General features: G+C 62.2%; 21 protein-coding genes. 8 read left to right on the forward strand and 13 right to left on the reverse strand.

The window, feature by feature from the left end:
• Positions 1-116: 116 nt before the first annotated feature.
• The 6 genes from CVE41_RS09980 to CVE41_RS10005 form a co-directional block, all read right to left on the reverse strand.
• Entirely contained in the window at positions 117-998 is an 882-nt protein-coding gene (locus tag CVE41_RS09980; protein ID WP_100260509.1) for a CheR family methyltransferase, read from the reverse strand.
• On the reverse strand, positions 989-2,080 hold the full coding sequence (gene cheB / locus CVE41_RS09985) for a chemotaxis-specific protein-glutamate methyltransferase CheB (protein WP_232725645.1): 1,092 nt from the start codon (positions 2,078-2,080) through the stop codon (positions 989-991). Before cheB ends, CVE41_RS09980 begins: the two co-directional genes overlap by 10 nt.
• 14 nt (positions 2,081-2,094) lie before the next feature.
• A complete protein-coding gene (locus CVE41_RS09990; RefSeq protein ID WP_100260510.1) occupies positions 2,095-2,460 on the reverse strand; it encodes a response regulator in 366 nt (121 codons plus the stop codon).
• A 55-nt stretch (positions 2,461-2,515) separates the two neighbouring features.
• On the reverse strand, positions 2,516-2,950 hold the full coding sequence (locus CVE41_RS09995; protein ID WP_100260511.1) for a chemotaxis protein CheW: 435 nt from the start codon (positions 2,948-2,950) through the stop codon (positions 2,516-2,518).
• Positions 2,947-5,319: a chemotaxis protein CheA gene (locus tag CVE41_RS10000; RefSeq protein WP_100260512.1), complete on the reverse strand. Its 2,373-nt coding sequence runs from the start codon at positions 5,317-5,319 to the stop codon at positions 2,947-2,949. Before CVE41_RS10000 ends, CVE41_RS09995 begins: the two co-directional genes overlap by 4 nt.
• A 72-nt stretch (positions 5,320-5,391) precedes the next feature.
• Positions 5,392-6,735 (reverse strand): MATE family efflux transporter, encoded by a 1,344-nt coding sequence (locus CVE41_RS10005; protein ID WP_100260513.1) that lies wholly within the window; start codon positions 6,733-6,735, stop codon positions 5,392-5,394.
• Positions 6,736-6,857: 122 nt separating this feature from the next.
• Between CVE41_RS10005 and CVE41_RS10010 the strand changes: the two genes are divergently transcribed.
• From CVE41_RS10010 to CVE41_RS10015, 3 genes are read left to right on the forward strand one after another with little or no spacing between them, the layout of a single operon-like run.
• Positions 6,858-7,622, forward strand: coding sequence for a class II aldolase/adducin family protein (locus CVE41_RS10010; protein ID WP_100260514.1), 765 nt, complete (start codon positions 6,858-6,860; stop codon positions 7,620-7,622).
• Entirely contained in the window at positions 7,622-7,834 is a 213-nt protein-coding gene (locus tag CVE41_RS14635; RefSeq protein ID WP_157799475.1) for a hypothetical protein, read from the forward strand. The genes CVE41_RS10010 and CVE41_RS14635 overlap by 1 nt, the downstream gene beginning before the upstream one ends.
• A 12-nt stretch (positions 7,835-7,846) precedes the next feature.
• Positions 7,847-8,419, forward strand: coding sequence for a (2Fe-2S)-binding protein (locus tag CVE41_RS10015; RefSeq protein WP_100260515.1), 573 nt, complete (start codon positions 7,847-7,849; stop codon positions 8,417-8,419).
• A 194-nt stretch (positions 8,420-8,613) separates the two neighbouring features.
• On the opposite strand, the gene CVE41_RS10020 is transcribed toward CVE41_RS10015, so the two are convergent.
• Positions 8,614-10,728 carry a TonB-dependent receptor gene (locus CVE41_RS10020; RefSeq protein WP_100260516.1) on the reverse strand — a complete coding sequence of 705 codons (2,115 nt, stop codon included), beginning with the start codon at positions 10,726-10,728 and terminating at the stop codon, positions 8,614-8,616.
• A gap of 173 nt (positions 10,729-10,901) precedes the next feature.
• Between CVE41_RS10020 and arsC the strand changes: the two genes are divergently transcribed.
• A complete protein-coding gene (arsC, locus tag CVE41_RS10025) occupies positions 10,902-11,246 on the forward strand; it encodes an arsenate reductase (glutaredoxin) (RefSeq protein ID WP_100260517.1) in 345 nt (114 codons plus the stop codon).
• Here the strand turns inward: arsC and CVE41_RS10030 are convergent.
• Complete coding sequence (locus tag CVE41_RS10030) at positions 11,243-12,592, reverse strand: MFS transporter (protein WP_100260518.1); 1,350 nt, start codon at positions 12,590-12,592, stop codon at positions 11,243-11,245. The genes arsC and CVE41_RS10030 overlap by 4 nt on opposite strands.
• Before the next feature lie 97 nt (positions 12,593-12,689).
• Between CVE41_RS10030 and CVE41_RS10035 the strand changes: the two genes are divergently transcribed.
• Positions 12,690-13,325 (forward strand): class I SAM-dependent methyltransferase, encoded by a 636-nt coding sequence (locus tag CVE41_RS10035; protein ID WP_100261483.1) that lies wholly within the window; start codon positions 12,690-12,692, stop codon positions 13,323-13,325.
• Here the strand turns inward: CVE41_RS10035 and CVE41_RS10040 are convergent.
• Positions 13,322-14,191: a glycerophosphoryl diester phosphodiesterase membrane domain-containing protein gene (locus CVE41_RS10040; RefSeq protein ID WP_100260519.1), complete on the reverse strand. Its 870-nt coding sequence runs from the start codon at positions 14,189-14,191 to the stop codon at positions 13,322-13,324. The two genes, CVE41_RS10035 and CVE41_RS10040, sit on opposite strands and share 4 nt — an antisense overlap.
• Positions 14,192-14,206: 15 nt before the next feature.
• Between CVE41_RS10040 and lipB the strand changes: the two genes are divergently transcribed.
• Together lipB and CVE41_RS10050 are read left to right on the forward strand one after the other, a co-directional pair.
• The gene (gene lipB / locus CVE41_RS10045) at positions 14,207-14,878 is read left to right on the forward strand and encodes a lipoyl(octanoyl) transferase LipB (RefSeq protein WP_100260520.1); all 672 of its coding nucleotides are present in this window, start codon (positions 14,207-14,209) and stop codon (positions 14,876-14,878) included.
• A complete protein-coding gene (locus tag CVE41_RS10050) occupies positions 14,875-15,201 on the forward strand; it encodes a hypothetical protein (protein ID WP_157799477.1) in 327 nt (108 codons plus the stop codon). Before lipB ends, CVE41_RS10050 begins: the two co-directional genes overlap by 4 nt.
• On the opposite strand, the gene CVE41_RS10055 is transcribed toward CVE41_RS10050, so the two are convergent.
• Together CVE41_RS10055 and CVE41_RS10060 are read right to left on the reverse strand one after the other, a co-directional pair.
• A complete protein-coding gene (locus CVE41_RS10055; protein ID WP_100260522.1) occupies positions 15,198-16,073 on the reverse strand; it encodes an HpcH/HpaI aldolase/citrate lyase family protein in 876 nt (291 codons plus the stop codon). The two genes, CVE41_RS10050 and CVE41_RS10055, sit on opposite strands and share 4 nt — an antisense overlap.
• A 45-nt stretch (positions 16,074-16,118) precedes the next feature.
• On the reverse strand, positions 16,119-17,231 hold the full coding sequence (locus CVE41_RS10060) for an alkene reductase (protein WP_100260523.1): 1,113 nt from the start codon (positions 17,229-17,231) through the stop codon (positions 16,119-16,121).
• Between the two features lie 56 nt (positions 17,232-17,287).
• Here CVE41_RS10060 and CVE41_RS10065 point away from each other — a divergent pair, with 56 nt between their 5' ends.
• Positions 17,288-18,205: a DMT family transporter gene (locus CVE41_RS10065; RefSeq protein WP_100260524.1), complete on the forward strand. Its 918-nt coding sequence runs from the start codon at positions 17,288-17,290 to the stop codon at positions 18,203-18,205.
• 3 nt (positions 18,206-18,208) lie between these two features.
• On the opposite strand, the gene CVE41_RS10070 is transcribed toward CVE41_RS10065, so the two are convergent.
• Together CVE41_RS10070 and nadA are read right to left on the reverse strand one after the other, a co-directional pair.
• Complete coding sequence (locus tag CVE41_RS10070) at positions 18,209-19,525, reverse strand: DUF2254 domain-containing protein (RefSeq protein WP_100260525.1); 1,317 nt, start codon at positions 19,523-19,525, stop codon at positions 18,209-18,211.
• A 34-nt stretch (positions 19,526-19,559) separates the two neighbouring features.
• The gene (nadA, locus tag CVE41_RS10075) at positions 19,560-20,546 is read right to left on the reverse strand and encodes a quinolinate synthase NadA (protein WP_100260526.1); all 987 of its coding nucleotides are present in this window, start codon (positions 20,544-20,546) and stop codon (positions 19,560-19,562) included.
• Positions 20,547-20,599: the final 53 nt, after the last annotated feature.

Here is a 20,599-nt window from a genome sequence, read left to right on the forward strand (position 1 = left end):
CCCCTGAATAAGCGTTCTTTTCCAAATCAAGTCCACGAGGATTAGATCGCAATGACTAAGGAACGGTAAAATCGGCGTTTACCGTTCCGAAAAATCGAAAGCGAAAAAGGTCACTTTCAGCCCGTGGCCGCTGCCGGTCGCAGAATGTTTTCGATCGATTTGCGCGGCGCTGCTGCCTTGCCGATCGCAGGACAGTACAGTGCAGAGCCGAGGCCTGAAGGCTCGAACCGGTCTGTCTGCCCGACGACGGTTTCCCCAGCGCCCAGCATGAGGAGACCATCCGAAGCCAGCCCACTGGCCAGTTTGTCGAATGCGGTCCTGCGCGTTTCTGGCGCGAAGTAGAGCAGCACGTTGCGGCAAAGGACGAGGTCGAACTTGCCTGGTGAAGGTGGGAAATCCAGAATGTTCTGCCGCTCGAAGCGCGTCATGGCCTTAATCTTCTCGGAGACCTTCCAACCACCCTGCGCTTCGGCAAAGAAATTGAGCATCTGCGCAACCGAGATGCCGCGCTGGATTTCGAACTGCGAATAGACGCCGCTCTGGGCCTGCTCGATGGCCTTGCCGGAGATATCCGTGCCAACGATTTCGATGGTCCAGTCCTGCCAACGACCGGATTGTTCGGCAAAGATCATGGCGAGGCTCAGCGCCTCCTGTCCCGTGGAACAGCCTGCCGACCAAATCGTCAACCGTCGCGTGCTCGCGCGCTTCTTGGCGAGTTCGGGCAGAACCGTGCTTGCCAAAGTGTTGAAATACACGTGATCGCGGAAGAAATAGGTCTCGTTGTTCAGGAGAGCCTCGACGACGCGCGTCGCAAGCCGGTATTCGCCCGGTCTTTCCAGCATGCAGGCGAGTTGATCGACATTCTCGATGCCGATTTCGCGGAACAGACCGGATAGTGCAGTCGAAACACGCCAGCGGCGGCTTTCGGTCAGTTGCTGCCCGGTACGAGACGCAAGGAGATCGGCGATGATACGATGGGAGGCATCGTCTATCGCCATGCCTGCGCTCCCGCCTTGTCCAGAATGCTTTGCGCGAGTTCTTCCGGCGGGAGGCATGCCGTCGCCAGGCCCATCTCGGTAATGGCACGCGGCATTCCCCAGACCGCACAGCTTTTCGCGTCCTGTGCGTAGATCGAACCGCCGGCCTTTACGATGGATTCGGCCCCGTCCGTGCCGTCGCGGCCCATACCCGAGAGCAGCACTCCGGCGACTTCGCCGTCATAAGCTTCGGCAAGGCTTTCGAACATCGGATCCACCGATGGAGTGCAACCGCTCTTCACAGGATGATAGGCAAGCCCGGTTTCGTATCGCGTGCCCTTGCGGCGCACCACCATGTGGCCGTGTCCCGGCGCGATGATCAGCTTGCCGCGTTCGATCTCCACGCCCTCGTCCGCGAGCACCGCCTGGCGGCCGGACGCGACCTCCATCTGACGCGCAAACACCGGGATGAAATTGCCGGGCAGGTGCTGCGTGATCAAAATCGGCAGCGTGAAATCCTTCGGCAGTTTGCGCAGGAACAGGTTGAGCGCGTGAATGCCGCCCGTCGAGGCGCCGATCGCAACGACCTGCGGCTGCTTGCCGGCGCGGCGGGCAACCGGCCTTGCACAGGCGCGCCTCGCCACATCCGCAGGCAGGCCCTTCAGCGCCCGGATCTTGTCCATGAGCTGGTCGCGGTAATCGTCGTCGAACCCGCCCGGTCTCGGTTTCAGCATGGTGTCAGCCGCGCCCATGCGCAGGGCTTCGACCGTATGCTCTGCCCCTTCGGCAGTGAGCGAGGATATCACCAGGACCTTGGTCGTGGGCGAGACCTCGAGAAGCTTTGGAAGTGCTTCGAGCCCACCCATGCCGGGCATTTCGAGGTCGAGCATGATCACGTCGACCGCCTGGGAGCGAAGTTCGTCCAGGCCGCGTTCGGCAGTGCTGGCCGTGGCGACGACGTTGAAATCGGCTTCCTTGGCAAGCATGCGCGAGAAGACGGTCCGCACAGTAAGCGAATCGTCCACGAGCATGATCTTCACCCGCTTGTCTTCGGCGACGTCTGCGGGTTTCTCAGCGGTATTCTGGCGCAGAGCTGCAACCATCGTGCTGCTCCCGTTTATGCCATGCCAACAAGCTGGAGCTTGATCTGCAACGTTTCGTGATCGAACGGTTTCATCACATATTCGTCCGCGCCGGCACTGATGGCTTCGCGAATGTGGGCGACATCGTTTTCCGTGGTGCAGAAAACCACCTTGGGCCTGTCACCGCCTTCGCGCTGGCGTAGCTGGGTGATGAATTCGATGCCCGTCATCACGGGCATGTTCCAATCGAGAAGAATGACGTCGGGCATGCTTTCGGCACACCTGTCGAGACCTTCCTTGCCGTTCTCGGCTTCTTCCACGGAGAATTCCAGCGACTCCAGAATATGGCGCGAAACCTTCCGGATCACCCGTGAATCGTCGACGATAAGGCAGCTTTTCATGTTTACGTCCCTTGAGTTTCGAGCTGCATCATAAATACAGTCGGTAACCAATCGCTTAAGCAGCGAGCGCGGGTGGTCCCGCTATGATCTTTTCGATATCGACCAGCACCACCGGACCCGTTTCGGTCTCGACCATGCCGAGGCCTGCCCGTTGCCAGCCTTCGCCAAGACCTCCCGGGATGGCGACGAGATCGCTGCGTGCCTCGGACACGTCCTGCGCCGAATCGACCAGGAGCGCATAGAGGTGCCCGTCGATCTCGACCACGGCGGCGCGACGATCGGGGGAAGAGCAGGGCTGGTCGAAACCAAGCGCCAGCGCGCAGTCGACTACGGTCAGCGCCTGGCTGCGGAGCGGCGTCAGGCCGCAAATGAAATCCGGCGTGCCCGGAATCGGCGTGACGTCGTCGATCTCGAGAATTGTCTGGACGCGCAGTGCAGGGATCGCTGCATCGCGCCCGGCGATGGTGCACATCAAAAGCAAATCGTTCATGCTGCCCTCCCGGTGCGTACGCGCTTGAGTTCTGCCAGCAAGCTCTCGCGATCGTAGCGATAGATCGATCCGTCTCCTGCGTCCTCGGGGTCGGGCCGCAACCGGATGGTCTCCTTGGCGGGCCCGTGAGGAGCCGTATTTCCGGCGATCTCGATGGCAAGATCGGCGTCGTCGTCATCCTCCTCGGCGATCCGGTAGCCGGCGGCCTCTACGAGGGGCTCGAGGATGGTCCGCGCCCAGTCGCTGTCTTGCGGGATTCGGCACTTGAGCGGTTGCTCGATGCGCTTGGGCGTCGAATAGCGGAAGAACAGGGTATGGCCATCGATCAGCGGTACGGGCTTGCCCTCCACCAGCGTGACCCCTTCGATCGATGCATCGTCGGCTGAGACGACCAATTCGTCGGTCATCTCTGCCGCATCGAGAACTTCGGATACTGCGTAGACCAGCTCGCTATCGCCGTCGCTCAGGCGGATCAGGCGGCAGCGTTCTTCGGGCAGGGTGCCGTGTTCCAGCCCGGCAAGCGGGAGGATGCGGCCGTCGATGACAGCCTGCGTGCGTGCACCGTCGATGTCGAAAGCGTCGCACGACACGGTATCGATGCGCTTGACGAGTTCCAGCCTGACCGCGCGGCGTCGCCCATCGAGCCCCCGGAAGAGCATCAGCGGGACACCATTCTTCGCTTTCTTCTGGGTCTGCTCGTCCGCAATCGCGGGTTTGGAGCGCATTTCACCAACGAGCCCCCGCATCTGCGCGATGCTGGGCAAATCTAGCAGCATCATCGGAGTGCCATCGTCGAGGAGGGTGGTGCCAGCATAAAGCTTCGTCTGCATGATCGCGGGTGCGATCGGTTTCACCACCACGTCTTCGTGATCGTGCACGCGGTCTACGGCGAGGGCGAACACGTCTTCGCTCGCCAGGCGCACGAGCACGAGTGTCTTGGTTTCCCACTCGCATCGCTCGTTGTCTTGCGTGCCGAGCACGTCGGCGAGCGAGAGGCAGGGCACGCGGCGACCGCGGAAGGTAATGAGGCGGCGGGCGCCGGCCTGCGCAAACTCGACGCTGCTCGCGCTGCCGAAGACGATTTCTTCGATGTAGCTGCGCGGGATGGCGTAATTCTGTCCGCCGCTGGAGACGGTAAGCGTCGCGATAATGGAGAGCGTGAGGGGCAAGTGCAGATGGAAGCTCGTTCCCTCGCCGGGCTTGCTTGAAACCGTGATGGATCCGCCCACGCGCTCGAGGTTGGCGCGCACGACATCCATGCCGACACCGCGGCCGGACACGGCGCTGACTTCGTCCGCTGTCGACAGGCCGGGTTCGAAAATCAGCTGATGCTTTTGCGCATCGGACATCCGATCGATCTCGGCCTTTGTGTAAATTCCGGCCGCGACCGCTTTCTGGCCAAGGCGTTCGGTATTGATCCCGCCACCATCGTCGCTGACTAGCAGGCTGATCTGGTTGCCCGACTGGCGTGCAGCGAAACGTAGCAGGCCAATTTCGCGCTTGCCCTTCTGCAGCCGTTCGACAGGGCTTTCGACGCCGTGGTCGATGGCGTTGCGAATGATATGGGTGAGCGGATCGCGGATCATCTCGATCATCTCGCGGTCGAGTTCGACCTCGCCACCCTCGAAATCTACCATGACCTGCTTGCCAAGTTCGCTCGAAAGGTCGCGGACAAGGCGGGGCAGGGATGTAAAGAGATGCTCGAGCCGCTGCATGCGCATCCGGGTGATCGACGTGCGTACATCTGCGAGGATGGCGGATAGACGTTCGAACGGGCCGTCGATGGTCGGCTGTTCGCCAGCTTCGCGCAGGCGGCGGGCAAGGTCGTTGCGCGCCAGGACCATGTCGGACACGCCCTTCATGACCTCGTCGAGAAGATCGACCGGCAGGCGGATCGAGCGCTGCACCGTATTGCGTTTGGCAGCCGTAGTCACCGCGTCGTCTTGTTCGTCGGAAACGGGCTCGACAGGGACGACGTCGCTTTGCACTTCGATCGCGGCGTCGGCCTCCAGAGCGGCGATCAGGGCCATGTCGTTCTGGTCCTCGACCAGCTCTTCACCCGCTTCGATAAGGTCTGCGAGCTCGCCGATGCGGTCGATGATCGCGAGCACGGCCGTGACCAGCGGGGGATCGGCTTCGCGCCGCCCGGCCCGACATTCGGCAAGGGCATCCTCGGCTGCGTGGCTCAGTTTTTCCAGCAGCGGAAAGTCGAAAAAGCCGCAATTACCCTTAACGGTATGCACGAAACGGAAGATTGTATCGATGCGCGCCCTGTCCGACGGATCGGCTTCCCACGCGACGAGTTCCGTCCCGCTCTGTTCGAGCATTTCGCGTGTTTCGGCGATGAAATCGGCCAGCAACTCATCCATGACGTCAACGGATCCCCTGATATTCCGCAAACGCTATGGACGATGATGGTTAACGTTTGGTTGGGATAGCCCTCAACGCTCGGAACCCTTTCTCAGGACGCGCCATACGATGAGGGACGCAAGGAGACCGCCGGCGATATTCGCAACCAGTTCCGCTCCGTAGATCGCCTCGGCACCCAGGCTTGAACGCAGCAACCAACCGAAAGGCAGCATGACGAGGAAGACGCGTGCGGCACTCTGGAAAAGGGCGAGACCTGCCCGGTCGACCGCATTGAGCGCGCCATTCGCCACGATCAGCAGCCCGAAGCCGGCATAGCCCCAGACTGCGATCTCCAGATAGCTTTCGAATTCGGCGACAACAGCGGGATCCTCGGTGAAGAACTGCGCGAACCAGCCGCCCGTGAAGTAAAGCAGTATCGCCGTCGCCAGCCCGTACACCACGCAGAAGCCGGCGGAATAGAGCATCGCCAGGCGGGATCGGTCGGGCTGCCGCGCGCCCCAGTTCTGGCCGACGATCGCACCGATCGATCCCGACAGCGCCAGCAAGGGGACGGTGGCAAAGCTCTGGAGCCTGCCTGCTGCACCGAACCCGGCCACCGCAGCCTCGCCCTGGCTGGCGAGCAAGGCAGTGAGGACCGAAAGGCCGATGGGGTTGATGGCATTGGAAAAGGCCGCAGGCCCGGCAACGCTTATGATTGCGCGGCTGCTTTCGCCCAGGTTGCAGCTGCGGATGGAGGTCGGATTGATGTGCAATTGCGCGCGCTTGATCAGGTAGAGGGCGACCAGGATCGCGATGCCGAACCCGGCGATCGAGGCGTAGGCGGCCCCCGCTATGCCGAACCCTGCAAATCCGAATGCGCCGGTGATCAGGATCGGGTCGAGTATCCAGTTGGCGACCGAGTAGGTGATCGAAACGTAGCTCGTCTTGCGTGCCTCGCCCTGTCCGCGCAGCACGCCGTTGAGGCCCATCTGGAGCAGCAGGACCGGAAGTCCGAGTGAATAGGGCTGCATGTATGCGCGGATCAGCGGCAGGAGCGCATCGCTCGCCTGCATCAGCCGGAAAAGCGGATCGAGCAGCAGGAAGAGCACCAGCCCCATGACCACGCCCACCACGAGCGCGAAGACCGCTCCGAAATTGGCGCGCCGTTCCGCACGCTCGACATCGCCTTCGCCCAGCGCGCGGGCGATCACGGAATTGATCCCGACCATCACCCCGACGCCAAGACTGGATAGCGCGATGGTGATCGGGAAGATGAAGCTGACCGCGGCGAGTTCCTGCGAGCCTAGCTGGCCGATGAAATAGGCATCGATCAGGCCCACCGACATTATCGCGGCCACTCCGATGACCATGGGCGCGGTCTGCCCGACGAGATGGCCCGCAATGCTTCCGCGCGTCAGTTTGGCCGTCTCGCTCATTAAGGGGGAGCGCTAGCGGGGCGGGGCGCGCAAGGGAAGCGCTCAATTGCGCGGCATAGCTTGCCCGCAAGGGGCCCTCCATGCGATAGAGGTTGCAATAAGAGACCTAAGGAGAGCACGCCATGGCAACGCAGATGAAGCCCAAGTTCGAATGCAGCGAAGCGGAATGGAAAGTCCGGCAGGATTTGGCGGCCTGCTATCGCATCTTCGACCACCTCGGCTGGGGCGAGAGCATCTACAACCACATCTCTGTTGCCGTGCCGGGAGAAAAGGACACGTTCCTCATCAATCCCTTCGGCCTGCTCTACGATGAAGTGACCGCCTCGAACCTCGTCAAGATCGATGTCGAAGGCAACAATGTCGGCCAGTCGCAATACATGGTGAACAAGGCCGGCTTCACCCAGCACGCCCACTTTCATAAGCACCTTGGCGAAAAAGCGACGGCGATCTGCCACGTCCATACGACTGCCACCATGGCAGTGTGCAGCCACAAGGACGGGCTGGTCCCGAGCAATTTCTATGCCTGCAATTTCCAGGGCCAGATCGGTTATCACGACTTCGAAGGCGTGACCGTCCGCGCCGAAGAGGGCGACCGCCTGGTCGAGAACCTCGGCAACCACTCGATCCTGATGCTGCGCAACCATGGCCCGGTGGTGATGGACAAGACCATTTCCGGCATGTTCGTGAAGATGTGGGCGCTCCAGCGTGCCTGCGAAATCCAGGTCGCGACCCTTTCCCAAGGCGAGGCCAACGTGATTTCGCAAGAGGTGGTCGACGTGCACCAGCGCGACCTTGCCGTGATGGCCAGCCAGGGCGGTGCGGGCGTCCTCGATTTCGAGGCATGGAAGCGCCGCGTGTCCAAGATCGACGACAGCTGGCAGAGCTGATGGCGGCAGGAAAGACCTGCCCGAAATGCGACGGGCGGATGGAAGAAGGCTTCACGGTCGATCGCGGCTACGGAGAGAGCCATGTGCCCTGCTGGCACAAGGGCGCCCCGGACAAGAGATGGTGGGGACTGAAGGTCGACAAGAAGAGCCTGCTCGCTATTGAGAGCTGGCGCTGCAATCGCTGCGGCTATCTCGAACACTACGCCCGATAGGTCCCGCTACCCATGTCACGCATGACTGTGAACGACCGTCCGGTCGAATTCCTCATGGACGACGATACGCCCCTCTTGTGGGCCTTGCGTGACGCCGCCAACCTCACCGGTACCAAATACGGATGCGGCACGGGCGATTGCGGATCGTGTATGGTCCATATCGACGGTGAACCGCTGCGGTCCTGCCTCGTCACCATTGGCGAAGCGGAAGGCCGGTTCGTTACCACGATCGAGGGGCTGAGCGGCGACCGCTCGCACCCCGTCCAACAGGCACTGGTGGCGGAACAGGCAATCCAGTGCGGGTTCTGCACGCCGGGCATCGTCATGGCGGCCGCCGCCCTCATCAATCGCAATCCAGGTGCGTCCGAAGCCGACATCAAGGCTGCCGTGCCCAACCTTTGCCGCTGCGGTGTCTATCCACGATTGGTAAACGCCATCCAGCGAGCGGGGCGCGTTGCGCGCCGGCAGGAACGGATCAGCGCGGCACCTGCGCCGGGCATCAGCAGCGAAGACGCCGCGCGCGAAGTGCCTGCGCTTGCCGTACCCCCGGAAGCAAGCGGGCGAGCCGAGCCGGAAAACAGGTGACAAAGGCGACACCGTGTCGCCTTCGGGATTCCATCTCAAGGCCCTGAAATTAAACGAGAAGAATCGTGCTTCCCTGTCCCGGGGCCGGGTGACACCTCGTTACGCAAACGCTTGATCGACCAATAGAAAGAGCGACTTCCCCACTGCGCAATAACGCGCGTGTAGGAAAGTCGCTCTCTGTGCGTGCAGTGCCCTTAGATCTCGAAGCGGACGCCGATGCGTGCGCTGAAGGGATCGGCCGGCTGGATGTTGTTGTTGCCGTGCGCGCTCGGATAATAGTCTTCGTCGAACAGGTTCTCGATGTTGAGCTGCACGCTCAGCCGGTCGCTCACGGTGTAGTAAGCGGCGGCATCGACGCGCCAGTAGCTGGGCAGGACCACCGTGTTGGAGAAGCTTGCAAACTGCTCCGACTGGTGGATTACGCCGAAGCCGAAGCCCAGCTGCTCGGTCACATCGAAGCGGTTCCAGGCGCTGATCGAGTGCTTGGGCAATTGCTGCAAGCGCTGGCCGGCATCGCCGAATGCGTTGTCGTTGAGCAATTCGCCGTCGAGATAGGTGTAGCCGAGATTGGCCTTCCAGAAATCGGCGATCTCGCCGACCGCGCTGAATTCGAAGCCTTCGATGCGGCTTTCGCCAGCCAGCACCGTCAGCGTCTCGTCCGTGGGCGAGGGAGCCTGGATATTGGTCCGCTCAAGACGGAAGATTGCCGCGCTCAGAAGGACCTTGTCGAGCGGGGCCCACTTGGCGCCGAGTTCGTAATTGGTGAACTTCTCGGGCTCGAATTGGGCATCGCCCTGCGACAGGATGAAGAACTGGTCGCCCGCCTGGGGAAGGAAGCTTTCCGAATAGGACGCATAGAGCGACAGGTCCGGCGTAGGCTTCACGATCAGGCCGAGGCGCGGGCTGAACTTCTCGTCGACCCGGTCGCCCGGCTGGCCATTGAGCACGTTCACGGTTTCGAGGTCGAAGCGATCCCAGCGAACGCCTGCCACCAGTTCGAGAAACTGGCCGATTTCGAGCTGTTCCTGGATGTAGAAGGAGAGCGTTTCGAGATCGCTATCGCGCGAGCGGGATACCGGATCGAGCTGGAAGGGAGGAATGAACAGTACGTCCGTCAGCGGCGTCTCGTTCGGCTGCAGCGCATCGGGATCGCTCGCATCCACCGTGCGGGTGAAGGAGACGTTCTGGCGCTGGTTGGCCGAATCCTGGCGGCCCGCTTCCATGCCGAAGAGCAGGGTAGAGGACAGGGTGTCGCCAAAGTCCGCTTCCCAGACGAGGTTCGCCTGGCCGATCCAGTTTGTGCGCTGCTGCGCATCAAGATAGCCGCCAAGCGTGACGGTTTCGCCATCGGTGCCCGAGGGGACGATGTTGGAATAGACCTTATCGTAATCGGCGAACTGGACTGTGGCATTGGCAGTGAGGCCGCTGTTGAAATCATGTTCGAGGCGGACGCGGCCGATGTGCACATCGACTTCCGAGCGGTTGAAACCGGCATCGCCGAAGAAGGTGCTGTCGAAACCGGTTAGCGGACGATTGTCGAGCGAGGGTACGCCGCGGTCGGTGACGCGTTCGTCATTGTCGTAGGTATAGCTGGCGATCAACGTCGTATCCGCACCGAGAGCTGCGGTTACCGTCGGCGATACACCGATGAAGCGACCGTTGTAGAAGTCGCGATCGTTGTCGAATTCCTCATAGGTCGCGTTGAGGCGCAGCGCGACGTCGTTCGACACGGCCTGGTTTACGTCGGCCAGCAGGGCGAACGCACCGAAGGTATCGACGGAGGCTTCGCCGCTGGTGAAGACATCGCCCAGTTCTGCGCGCTTGGCCACGCGGTTGATCGCACCGCCGCCCGCGCCGCGCCCGAAGATTAGCGCATTGGCGCCCTTCAGCACTTCGACGCGGTCGATATTGTAGAGCGAGCGGTAATACTGCGCGTCGTCGCGCAGCCCGTCGATGTAGAAGTCTGCAGTGGTTTCCTGGCCGCGAATGAACACTTCGTCGCGGTGACCTTCGCCGGTTTCCATGCTGATGCCCGGGACATAGCGCAGGGCATCATTGAGCTGGCGGATCGACTGGTCTTCGAGCTGGTCTTCGGTGATGAAGGAAACCGCCTGCGGTACGTCGATCAGCGGCGTCGGCGTCTTGGTAGCCGTGGAGCCGTCGTCGTTATCGTAGCCGTCCGAACGGTCGCCCGTGACGACGATGTCGGTGGGCAGGTAATCGCGTTCGGGCTGCGCCTCTTCCGCTGCATAGGCCGGAGTGGCGAGCGCAGTTGTCGCGGCAAGAAGGGCGAGGGTGGTCGGTTTCATGCAAAGCTTTCTGTTCTTGCGATTGATTCTCAATCTCGTGACGCCCTGCTATTGAGAGCCATTCGCATTAGCAACCGCTAATCGCGCAATAGGCGATGAAAAAATCGCAAGCGTGCCTTTCACTGATCGCATCAGACGATTAGATGCAGCGCCAAGACATCAGGAGACCTCCCATGAAAGCGACCATCTGGCACAACCCGAAATGCGGAACATCGCGCAAGACGCTGGCGATCCTGGAGAACCTGTCCGGGGTGGACGTGGAGGTGATCGAGTATCTCAAGACGCCGCCCAGCGCCGACAAGCTTGCGCAGCTTTACAAGGATGCAGGCATTTCTCCTGCGGAGGGCCTGCGCAAGCGCGGGACCGATGCCGAAGAGCGCGGCCTGCCGGACGCTTCGGATGAAGCAGTGCTGGAAGCGATGGCGGCAGAGCCGATCCTGATCGAACGGCCGCTGGTCGAAACGGAAAAGGGCGTTCGCCTTTGCCGGCCGCAGGACAAGGTCCTCGAAATTCTCTAGGTGCGCTCGCGCGTCAGCTTGCTGTCGGGCTGCAGGCTGAACCACCCGTAGACGAACACGATGGCGCATAGCGCGACGATCAGGCCGAAGCCCAGCCAGTCGGAATGACCGTACAGCCATACCCCGAGCGCGGGCGCGTAGATGTAGCTGGCACCGGCAACCGAGGCTGTGACACCGCCAGCCTGCCCCTGCTCCGCGCGGGTGACGGCGAGCGATGTGCCCGAAGTCGATCCCGGCCTGAAAAGGCCGAAGCCGAGCGACGCGATCGCGAAGCTGAGCGCGATCGAATGGATATCGTCGGCAACGCCCAGCATGGCCACGCCGAAACCTGCGACCGCGATGCCCGATAACGTTGCGCCGCGTGGTCCCAGGTTGAGGCGCGGGATGAGGCCCCACTGTGCAAGCAAGGTCGCGATAGCGCCTGCCATCAGGACCAGGCCAACCGGGCCAGTGCCTTCCGCCGGCGTGTCGCGCAGGCCAAGCCGGTCGAGCACCAGGAAGCCCGCAATGCCGAGCACCATCGCTTGCGCGTGTCCGCCCAGCAGACCCACTGTGACCCAGGGGCGCAGGCGCGGTTCGAACCAGCGCAATTTGTGCGGTTCGACCTCTTCCTCGTCCTCGTCCTCGTCTAGGTCCGCCGAGTGCGAGGCGCCCGCATAGGGAGCATCGTAGGCGCTGCCCCTTGCTGCGAATTGCGGTTCGTCGTTCGGTAACCTCAGGCGCAGGGCCATGAGAGTGATGATCCCGATGAGGGCAAAGATGATGAAGGGCCCGGTCAGCCCTACGAAGGGCAGGACCATCAGGGGCGCGAGTGCAGGGCCGATCACCGTCCCCAGCCCGAAACTAGAGGCGATCAGCGACAGCGCCTGCGTTCGCTCGGCGCGCGGTGTGCGGCTGGCGACATAAGCCTGCACGGCAGGCGGCGCTGCGCTGCCGAACCCGCCGTAAAGGCTGCGCGCGGCGGCAAAGGCCATGAGCGCTGCCGTTCCGCTTAAGAGGCCGATGAGGCCGAACCACAGCGCAAGCCCGCAAAGCGCCATCGATATGATGAACCCGATCATCCCCAGCGCCATCATGGCCTTGCGGCCGCGCCGGTCGGATCGATCGGCCCAGAACGGCGCGCACACGACCCACAGGAGGGCGGACCAGCTATAGGCAAGGCTGATCCAGACATCGTCGATTTCAAGGGCCGTGCCGATGGAGGGCATGACCGACTGCATTGCGGTGTTACCGGCAGCCGTCGTCAGCATAACTGCAAACAGCAGCGTCATCCGCTCGCGCGAGATGGGCTTTGGCGCCTTGGCGACCGGTGACGTCACGGCGTCGGAAGGATCGGCATCTGCCATAGGCTTTGCGGGCTACGCCGAGCCGGTCCTGCTTGCAATGGCCAAGCGTGCCTGCCACAGCAAGTGCTTGTCTTTTCGATATGTGAAGGGGCCGGACTTGACCGGAGGCAACAATGTCGGCGCGCTCGAAAGGCGCTCGTTAAAACAGAAAGCAGCGCGGTTTTTCGGCCAGTGGGGCGTCTTCTTTCGCGGTTTTATCGAACATCCCAAGATGGTCGGTTCGATCATCCCGTCCTCGCGCTTCACCATCGAAAAGATGCTGGGCCCGGTCAAATGGGACGAATGCAAGTTGTTCGTCGAATACGGGCCGGGGGTCGGGACTTTCTGCCAGGCCGTTCTCGATCGCCTGCCGCGCGATGGTGCGTTGATCGTGATCGACACCAACCCGCTCTATATCGACTACCTGCGCAAGCACTTCATCGACAGTCGCTTTACTGCCGTTCACGGGTCGGCTGCCGATGTCGAGGAGATCGTCAAGGCACATGGGCATGATCACGCCGATTACGTGCTTTCGGGCCTGCCGTTTTCGACCCTGCCAGCGGGCGTAGGCCCCGCGATTGCAGAGGCAACCTACCGCGTCATCCGTCCCGGCGGCGCGTTTCTCGTGTACCAGTTCTCCGCCAAGGCGCGCGATTACATGGCGCCGCACTTCCAGCGGATCGAACGCGGGTTCGAGGCGCTCAACGTGCTGCCATGCCAGCTGTTCTGGGGCTGGAAAGAACCGAAGAACTAGGCTTCGAGGCTGTCGTCCGCCACCGACAGGCGCGACAGCTGGGCATGGATGGCGGCAAAGATGCTGACCATGAATACCGACGATAGGGCATCGACGACGCCCGCGAAGAGGGCCGTGCCGAAGCTGACCGTTTCCGGACCCCCGAACGAGAAGACCAGTCCCACGATCCAGCCTGCGAGCAGGAACAGGATGAAAGCGGCAACTGCCAGCAGGAGATAGAAGCCGAGCAGCCGGAACGAATTGCCCTTCGTCAGCTTCCAGGACCGGCGAAGGGCAGCGACGGGATTGCGCTCCCCCTCGAGGCCGATCACTGCCGTCGTCAGCGAGAACTTGATCATCAGGTAAATGACCAGCGGGATCATCACCAATGCTCCGACAAGGGCGATCGGTGCGAGGCCGGCAAATGCCGGCAATGCCACAAGCAGCACGTAAGGGACCGTCAGCGCCAGCACTTGCAATATGTAGGCGCCGACAAAGCTAGGCAGGAGACCGGCAGCAGTTCCGAGTGCTTCCCCGACCGTGGGTGAAGCGCGGCGGCGCATGAAGGCGAACATCGCCAATTGCGCAAGGCTGGTCAGCAGGAATACGATCAGGAACAGCCACCAATATTCGGCAACCAGCGTCTGCATGGCTGCTTGCAACTGGTCCATGTCAGGCTGCGCCGAATTGCCGCCGGCAATCTGCAGGCTCGCGTCTGGGAACAGGATCGCGGCGAATGCGGACGGCAGGAAGATCAGGACACCCGCGATCGTGGCCAGCAGCCCGAAATTGCTGCGGATCATTGCAAGCGCCTCGGTCCAGCCCTTGTCGAAGTCGAATTTCATCGCGTTACCCTCTCTTTCCCACTTGATAAGCGCAGCGGGCATTGCCACGCAATCACGATGGACGATTTGCTCACCGATAGCGTCGAATGGCGTGCCGAAAAGGCGCGGGTTCCCTATCGCGAAGCGCTTGAGCAAATGGAGACCCGCAACCGGGCGATTGCCGAGGGAGACGCGCGAGAGCTCCTCTGGATGCTCGAGCACCCGCCAGTCTACACCGCGGGTACCAGTGCCGATGGGGCCGAACTGCTCGATCCCAGGTTCGAAGTGGTGGAGGCTGGTCGCGGTGGCCGTTATACCTATCACGGTCCGGGCCAGCGGATCGGCTATGTCATGCTCGACCTGAAGGAACGTGGCCGCGACGTGCGCTGCTTCGTCCACTCACTCGAAGGCTGGGTCATCGCGACACTTGGTGACCTCGGGGTCGAATGCTGGCGTTCCGAAGGGCGGATAGGCATCTGGACGCGCGATATCGACGGGCGCGATGCCAAGATCGGGGCCATCGGCGTACGTGTCAGGCGGTGGGTCACGATGCATGGCTTTTCGGTCAATCTCGACCCCGACCTTTCTCATTTCACGGGGATCGTCCCGTGCGGGATCGAAGAATTCGGCGTGACAAGCATGGCGCGGCTGGGCCATGTCACTGCTCCTGACGCCTTCGACGAGGCGCTCAAGCGACGGGCTGGCGATTTTCTCGCCGCCTTGTCCGGAAAGGAATGTGCGCTGCCATGAAACGTATTGCGATAATTGCCGTAGGCGCGTTGCTGATGGCAGGTTGCCAGGACGAACCTGGCGAGGTCGCGGCCGATGACGGGATGCAGACCGCAGAGGGCGAGGTGCTGGGCGGCACTATCAGTGACGATATGCTCCCGCTTGCCACGCAGACTTCACAGGCTCCTCCCTTGAGGCAGAAATCGGATGACGAGCCTACAGCTGCCTCTTCCGATGGCGATGCTGCGGAAACGCAAGACGATAGCGCCGAAGAGCCCAGTGCTGCGGAACCCGCAGAGCCTGCGGACGAGGCAGAAGGCGCTGACGCCGAGGGCGAAGCCTAACTCTCGCCGATCAGCACCTTGGCGCGGACCAGGTCTGCCTGACCCACGTACCGTCCCCGAAAGGGGAGAATTTCGGCGCCGGGATTGAGCGAAAACAGACCGATCAGTTCGCGTGCCTCTGCAGATTCATCGGGGGACGGCTGGAAGGCCTTATTGATCGGATCTACCTGCGCCGGATGAACCGCGATCATGCCGGTGAAGCCGTCGGCGCGTGCTGCCTTGATCGCCCGCTCAGCACCTTCCGCATCGCGGGTATCGCGGAAACCCGCCTCTATCGCCTGTAATCCGCGTGCGTGGGCAGCAAGCAGTACCTGAGCCCTCACGTGGGCGAGCGGATCGATCCACAAGCCGCCTGGACCCCGCATTCTTCGTGCGCCGATCGTGCGCGCCAGAGAAGCCGCATCCCAGCCATATCCCACGATGCGCGGATGCAGTTCGCTCGCGAACGCGGCGAGGTTCAGCGCGGCTGCCGGGCTTCCTCCTAGTTCCGGCACGATATGGATCGAATTGCTGCGCAGTCCGGCTTTCGCTTCGCCCTCGTAGAGCATGGCAGCGAACTGCTGGATATCTTCGCTACTCGAACAACCCGCCAAGACGATTCCGTCCGGTGATCCTTCGAGTGCTGCATCCAGATCGTCGCGCCACTGCGGGCTGGAGACCGGTCCGACACGCGCCCACCGTTCGAACCGGCGGGCAGCAACCAGTTGCTCGCGATGCGATACCAGCCAGTCGCGTGCCGCAAGGCGGCTATGCTGCTTGGCATCGGCGTTGGCGGCTCGGGCCAGGTCGACGACCACGACGTCTGCGCCGCTGCCTGCAACCTGGCCCAGGGCCTTTTCCTTGTCCGCCGGGACATGGATCCACGAGCGCATACGACAACCCTCCTTAGCGGGCGAAACGCGCCGGACTGGTGCGAATCACTCTGCCGGAGTGTGCTCCTGTTTGGTTAGCATGGGGTAATCAATGTATCCCTCCGGTCCCGGAAGGTACCAGCTTTGCGGCACGTTTACATTTGGTTGCAGGCTTGCGCCCAGGCGGAAACGCTCCGGCAGGTCGGGGTTGGAGATGAAGTCGCGGCCCCAGCTGACGGCATCGCAACGACCTGCTTCGATGTCCGCCACCGCATCTTCGGGCGAATAGTCGCTGTTGAGTACGAGCGGCCCCGAATAGATCTGGCGGATCAGCGGGCTCTGCTTGGGCACGTCGGTGCTGCCGAATGTGCCTTCCGGTCCCGGCTCGCGCAGTTCGAGGAAGGCGAGGCCGAGTTCCTCGACCACCTTTGCGGCGGCACCGAAGGTTGCGGGCGGATCGCTATCGTCGCAGCCTTGCGTCTCGCCGTTGGGTGACAGGCGCACGCCGACGCGGTCGGCTCCCCACACGTCGATCAGGGCAGTCAGCACTTCGCGCAGGAAACGCGTGCGGTTCTCCGGGCTGCCGCCATATTCGTCATCGCGCTGGTTGGTGCTGTCGCGCAGGAATTGGTCGACCAGATAGCCGTTCGCGCCGTGTAGCTGGACGCCGTCGAAACCAGCCTTTCTCGCATTCTCGGCGGCGTGGCGGTAATCTTCAACCACGCGTGCGATTTCGTCCGTGCCGAGCGCGCGGGCTGGCTGGTAATCCTTGCGGCCCTCGAATGTATGGGCATGGCCGGGAGCGCAGGTGGCGCTGGCCGAGACCGGCGGCTCGCCGCCCAAGAAATCCGGATGGACGAGGCGGCCCATGTGCCACAGCTGCAATACGATCTTGCCGCCTTCCTCGTGCACGGCTTGCGTCACGGGCTTCCAGCCTTCGACCTGTTCATCGCTCCAGATGCCGGGAGCGGCGGGCCACCCCAGGCCTTCCACGCTGATGCCGGTGGCTTCGGAAATGATCAGGCCTGCCCCTGCGCGCTGGCGGTAATAAGTCGCCATCATGTCGTTCGGGATGGAGCCGGGCTGCGTCGAACGACCGCGAGTGAGCGGGGCCATGTAGACGCGGTTCTTCGTTTCGATGGCGCCTAGAGCGAGCGGTTCGAACAGCTTTGCATGCATGTGGGACAAGTCCTTTTTTGCTGACTTCCTTGTGACAGGAGAGCTAGGGGGCCGGGATGAGCGAAACAAGCGCCCAGGCCGACAAGAATGGCTTTCAGCCCGGAGCGTGGCACTTCGCCGCCCTTCTTGCCGGCAACTTTGCGCTGGCTCTCGGGCCATGGCTGGTTAGGCTGGCGGATACGGGCCCTGTCTCGTCCGCGTTCTGGCGCTTGCTGCTGCCGATCCCGATCCTTGCATTGCTCGCCTGGCGTACACGGTCGCCCGAACCACTCGACGGGCGGCTTGCGCTGTTTGCTATCGCCGCCGGGGTGTTCTTCGCGCTCGATCTTGCCAGCTGGCACGTGGGGATCGAACGGACCCGGCTCGGCAATGCTGTCCTGTTCGGCAATTCGGGCAGCGTGATCCTGATGATCTGGGGGCTAATTGCCCTGCGCCGTGCGCCATCCGGTCGAGAGTTTTCAGGGGTCGCAATGGCCCTGCTGGGTGCTGCGATTCTTCTCGGTCGCAGCCTCGAGATTTCGCAGGAAAGCTTCGTCGGCGACCTCTTCTGCCTTGCCGCTGGGCTATTCTACGCCTTCTACCTCTTGCCCGCACAGCGCGCGAGAACGGCATTGGGACAGTGGAGCGTCCTCTTGCTGGTTTCGCTGGCCGCTTCGCCGATCCTGCTGACCATCGCGCTCGCAAGCGGCGAACCGATCTGGCCGGGCGAAGCCGGATGGCAACCGGTCGTCCTGCTGGCACTGTCGAGCCAGATCATCGGGCAGGGCCTGCTCGTCTTCTCGCTTCGCCATTTCCCGCCGCTGATCATCGGCATGGCTCTCCTGCTCCAGCCGGCTATCGGTGCGACGATCGGCTGGGCGGTCTTCGGAGAAATGCTCACCCTGCTGGATGTCGCAGGCATGGCGCTGGTGGGAACGGCCCTCGTCATCGCCCGCAGTGCGGCGGGCAAGGCCAAGGTCCCGCGAACGCGCTGACGCTCACCAGAAAGTGCGGTTGAATTCGCTGTGGTGCTGTTCGAACCGTTCGAGGTCCGGGCCGGCAAGGTTCAGCTTGACCTGTTCCGCCAGTTTGTCGGCTTCTTGCTTGAGGCTGGCCTGGCGCCCCTCGTGCTCGAGCGGGGTCGCCGCATTGGCGAGGGTATCGAGCATGACCTCCGATGCGATGGGCGATGTCGCAACCGCGCTGCGGATCGCGCCAAAACCGCGTTTGACATAATGATCGAACCCGTCGGGGGCCGGGATCACCGGGCAATCTTCCGCGTCCTCTGCACACACGTTCTTGCGCAGATCCCGGCGCCCCACTTCTGCCGTGGCCGCGCCAAGCCAGTGTAGCGCCGTAATGGCAGTGAAAGGGTCGTTGATCCCGGGCGAGAGCGCTCGCAGGCCGATCTCGACCAGCTCGTCGATCAGGAATTGCGGATCCTGTTCCGGCGTGCGCGTGGCCCCGAGCGTGAAACATTCGCGCACGCGGTCCTCGATTTTTTCCGGCTTGCATCCCTTGATGCAAATGAGTTCCATTTCGCGGTGGACGAAGTCTCCGGTCCGCACGACCAGCGAGAAGGTGCAGCCGCAATCGCGCGCGATTTTCTCGAGATCCTCGAAATCGATGAGCTGCACATAGCCCGTGCTCCAGGCGGTAATCGGATCGCCGCCTTCGGGTTCGCGCGCATCGGAGAATTCATCCTCGACAGGATAGGTCTCGCGGATGGCTTCGAGAAGCCGGCCGCCAATCCCTTCGAGCACCTTGTTGATGCGGATGCTGGACGGGATGTGGTTGAGGAAGAAGACAAGCACGGCAACGCACAGACCGAGCAGGACATAAGCGACGAGTAGCGAGAGTTGCGGTGTGAAGCCGGGTAGTGCGGTGGTGGTGGCGTCGCTGATCGTGGCGGGCGTTTCGTCTTCGGCGCGGACTGCCCGAAGGACGAGCAAGGAATAGACGAAGCTGCCGATAAAGGTCGCAAGGCTCAGCTGGTTGCCGCGATCTTCCATGAAGTTCGTCAGCAGGCGCGGTCCGTAGTTACCGCTGGCATAGGCGACCGCCGCAATCGTGATCGAGAATACCGTCGAGGCGACACCGATCATGCTGCCTGCCATGACGGTGAGCATGTCCGCTGCACCCTTGGGACGGGCAGGAATAACCCAGTTCACATCGTTGAGGAACTCGGCAAAGCCGGAACGATCGAGCCAGACCATTGTAAACGCAAGGATCGCGGCAAGGATCGAGAAAAGCGCCGGATAGAACCAGTAATTGGCGTTGAGGCGCGCCCAGAAAAAGCGGATTTCAGCGGTCATGCAGGGCTAAACGCGCATGACCGCTCTCGGTGCCTCAGACTTTTCCGAGATCGCCTTTTCCGATCGTGCCGCTGGCCATTTCGAGCATCCGGTCGAGGCTCTGCTTGGCCTTCAGGCGCAGGCCTTCCTCGATCTCGATACGCGGTTCGAGATCGCGCAAACAAGCGTACATCTTCTCCATCGTGTTGAGCGCCATGTAAGGACAGATGTTGCAGCTGCAGTTGCCGTCCGCCCCCGGTGCGCCGATGAAATTCTTCTCGGGCAGGGCCTTTTCCATCTGGTGGATGATGTGCGGTTCGGTGGCTACGATCAGCGTATCGCCTTCGAAAGTCTTGGCGAACTGCAGGATGCCGCTGGTAGAGCCGACGTAATCGGCATGGTCGATGATCGTCGGCGGGCATTCGGGATGCGCGGCGACGGGCGCATCGGGGTGCTGGGCCTTGAGCTTGAGCAGCTCGGTCTCGCTGAAAGCCTCGTGCACGATGCAGACGCCCGGCCACAGCAGCATTTCGCGGTTGAACTTGCGGCTCATGTAGCCGCCAAGGTGACGGTCGGGGCCGAAAATGATCTTCTGGTCTTCGGGGATCTGGCTGATGATCGTTTCCGCGCTGGAGCTGGTGACGATCACGTCCGACAGCGCTTTCACCTCGGTCGAGCAGTTGATGTAGGTCAGCGCGATGTGATCGGGGTGGGCTTCGCGGAACGCCTTGAACTTTTCGGGCGGGCAGCTGTCTTCAAGGCTGCAACCGGCGTCCATGTCGGGGAGGACCACGATCTTTTCGGGGCTGAGGATCTTGGCCGTGTCGGCCATGAACTTCACGCCGCAAAAGACGATGACGTCGGCATCGGTTTCCGCTGCCTTGCGCGACAATTCCAGGCTGTCGCCCACGAAATCGGCGATGTCCTGGATATCGGCTGTCTGGTAGTAATGCGCCAGGATGATCGCGTTCTTCTCCTTGCGGAGACGATCGATTTCGCTGAGCAGGTCTTCCCCGGTCGGCAGGCTGGTTTCGGCAGTCATAATCTGTCCCGTCTGATGCGTTTGATGCGCTTATAGACAGAATGGCTGGCGAG

This window comes from Qipengyuania seohaensis, assembly GCF_002795865.1.
Taxonomy (GTDB): Bacteria; Pseudomonadota; Alphaproteobacteria; order Sphingomonadales; family Sphingomonadaceae; genus Qipengyuania; species Qipengyuania seohaensis.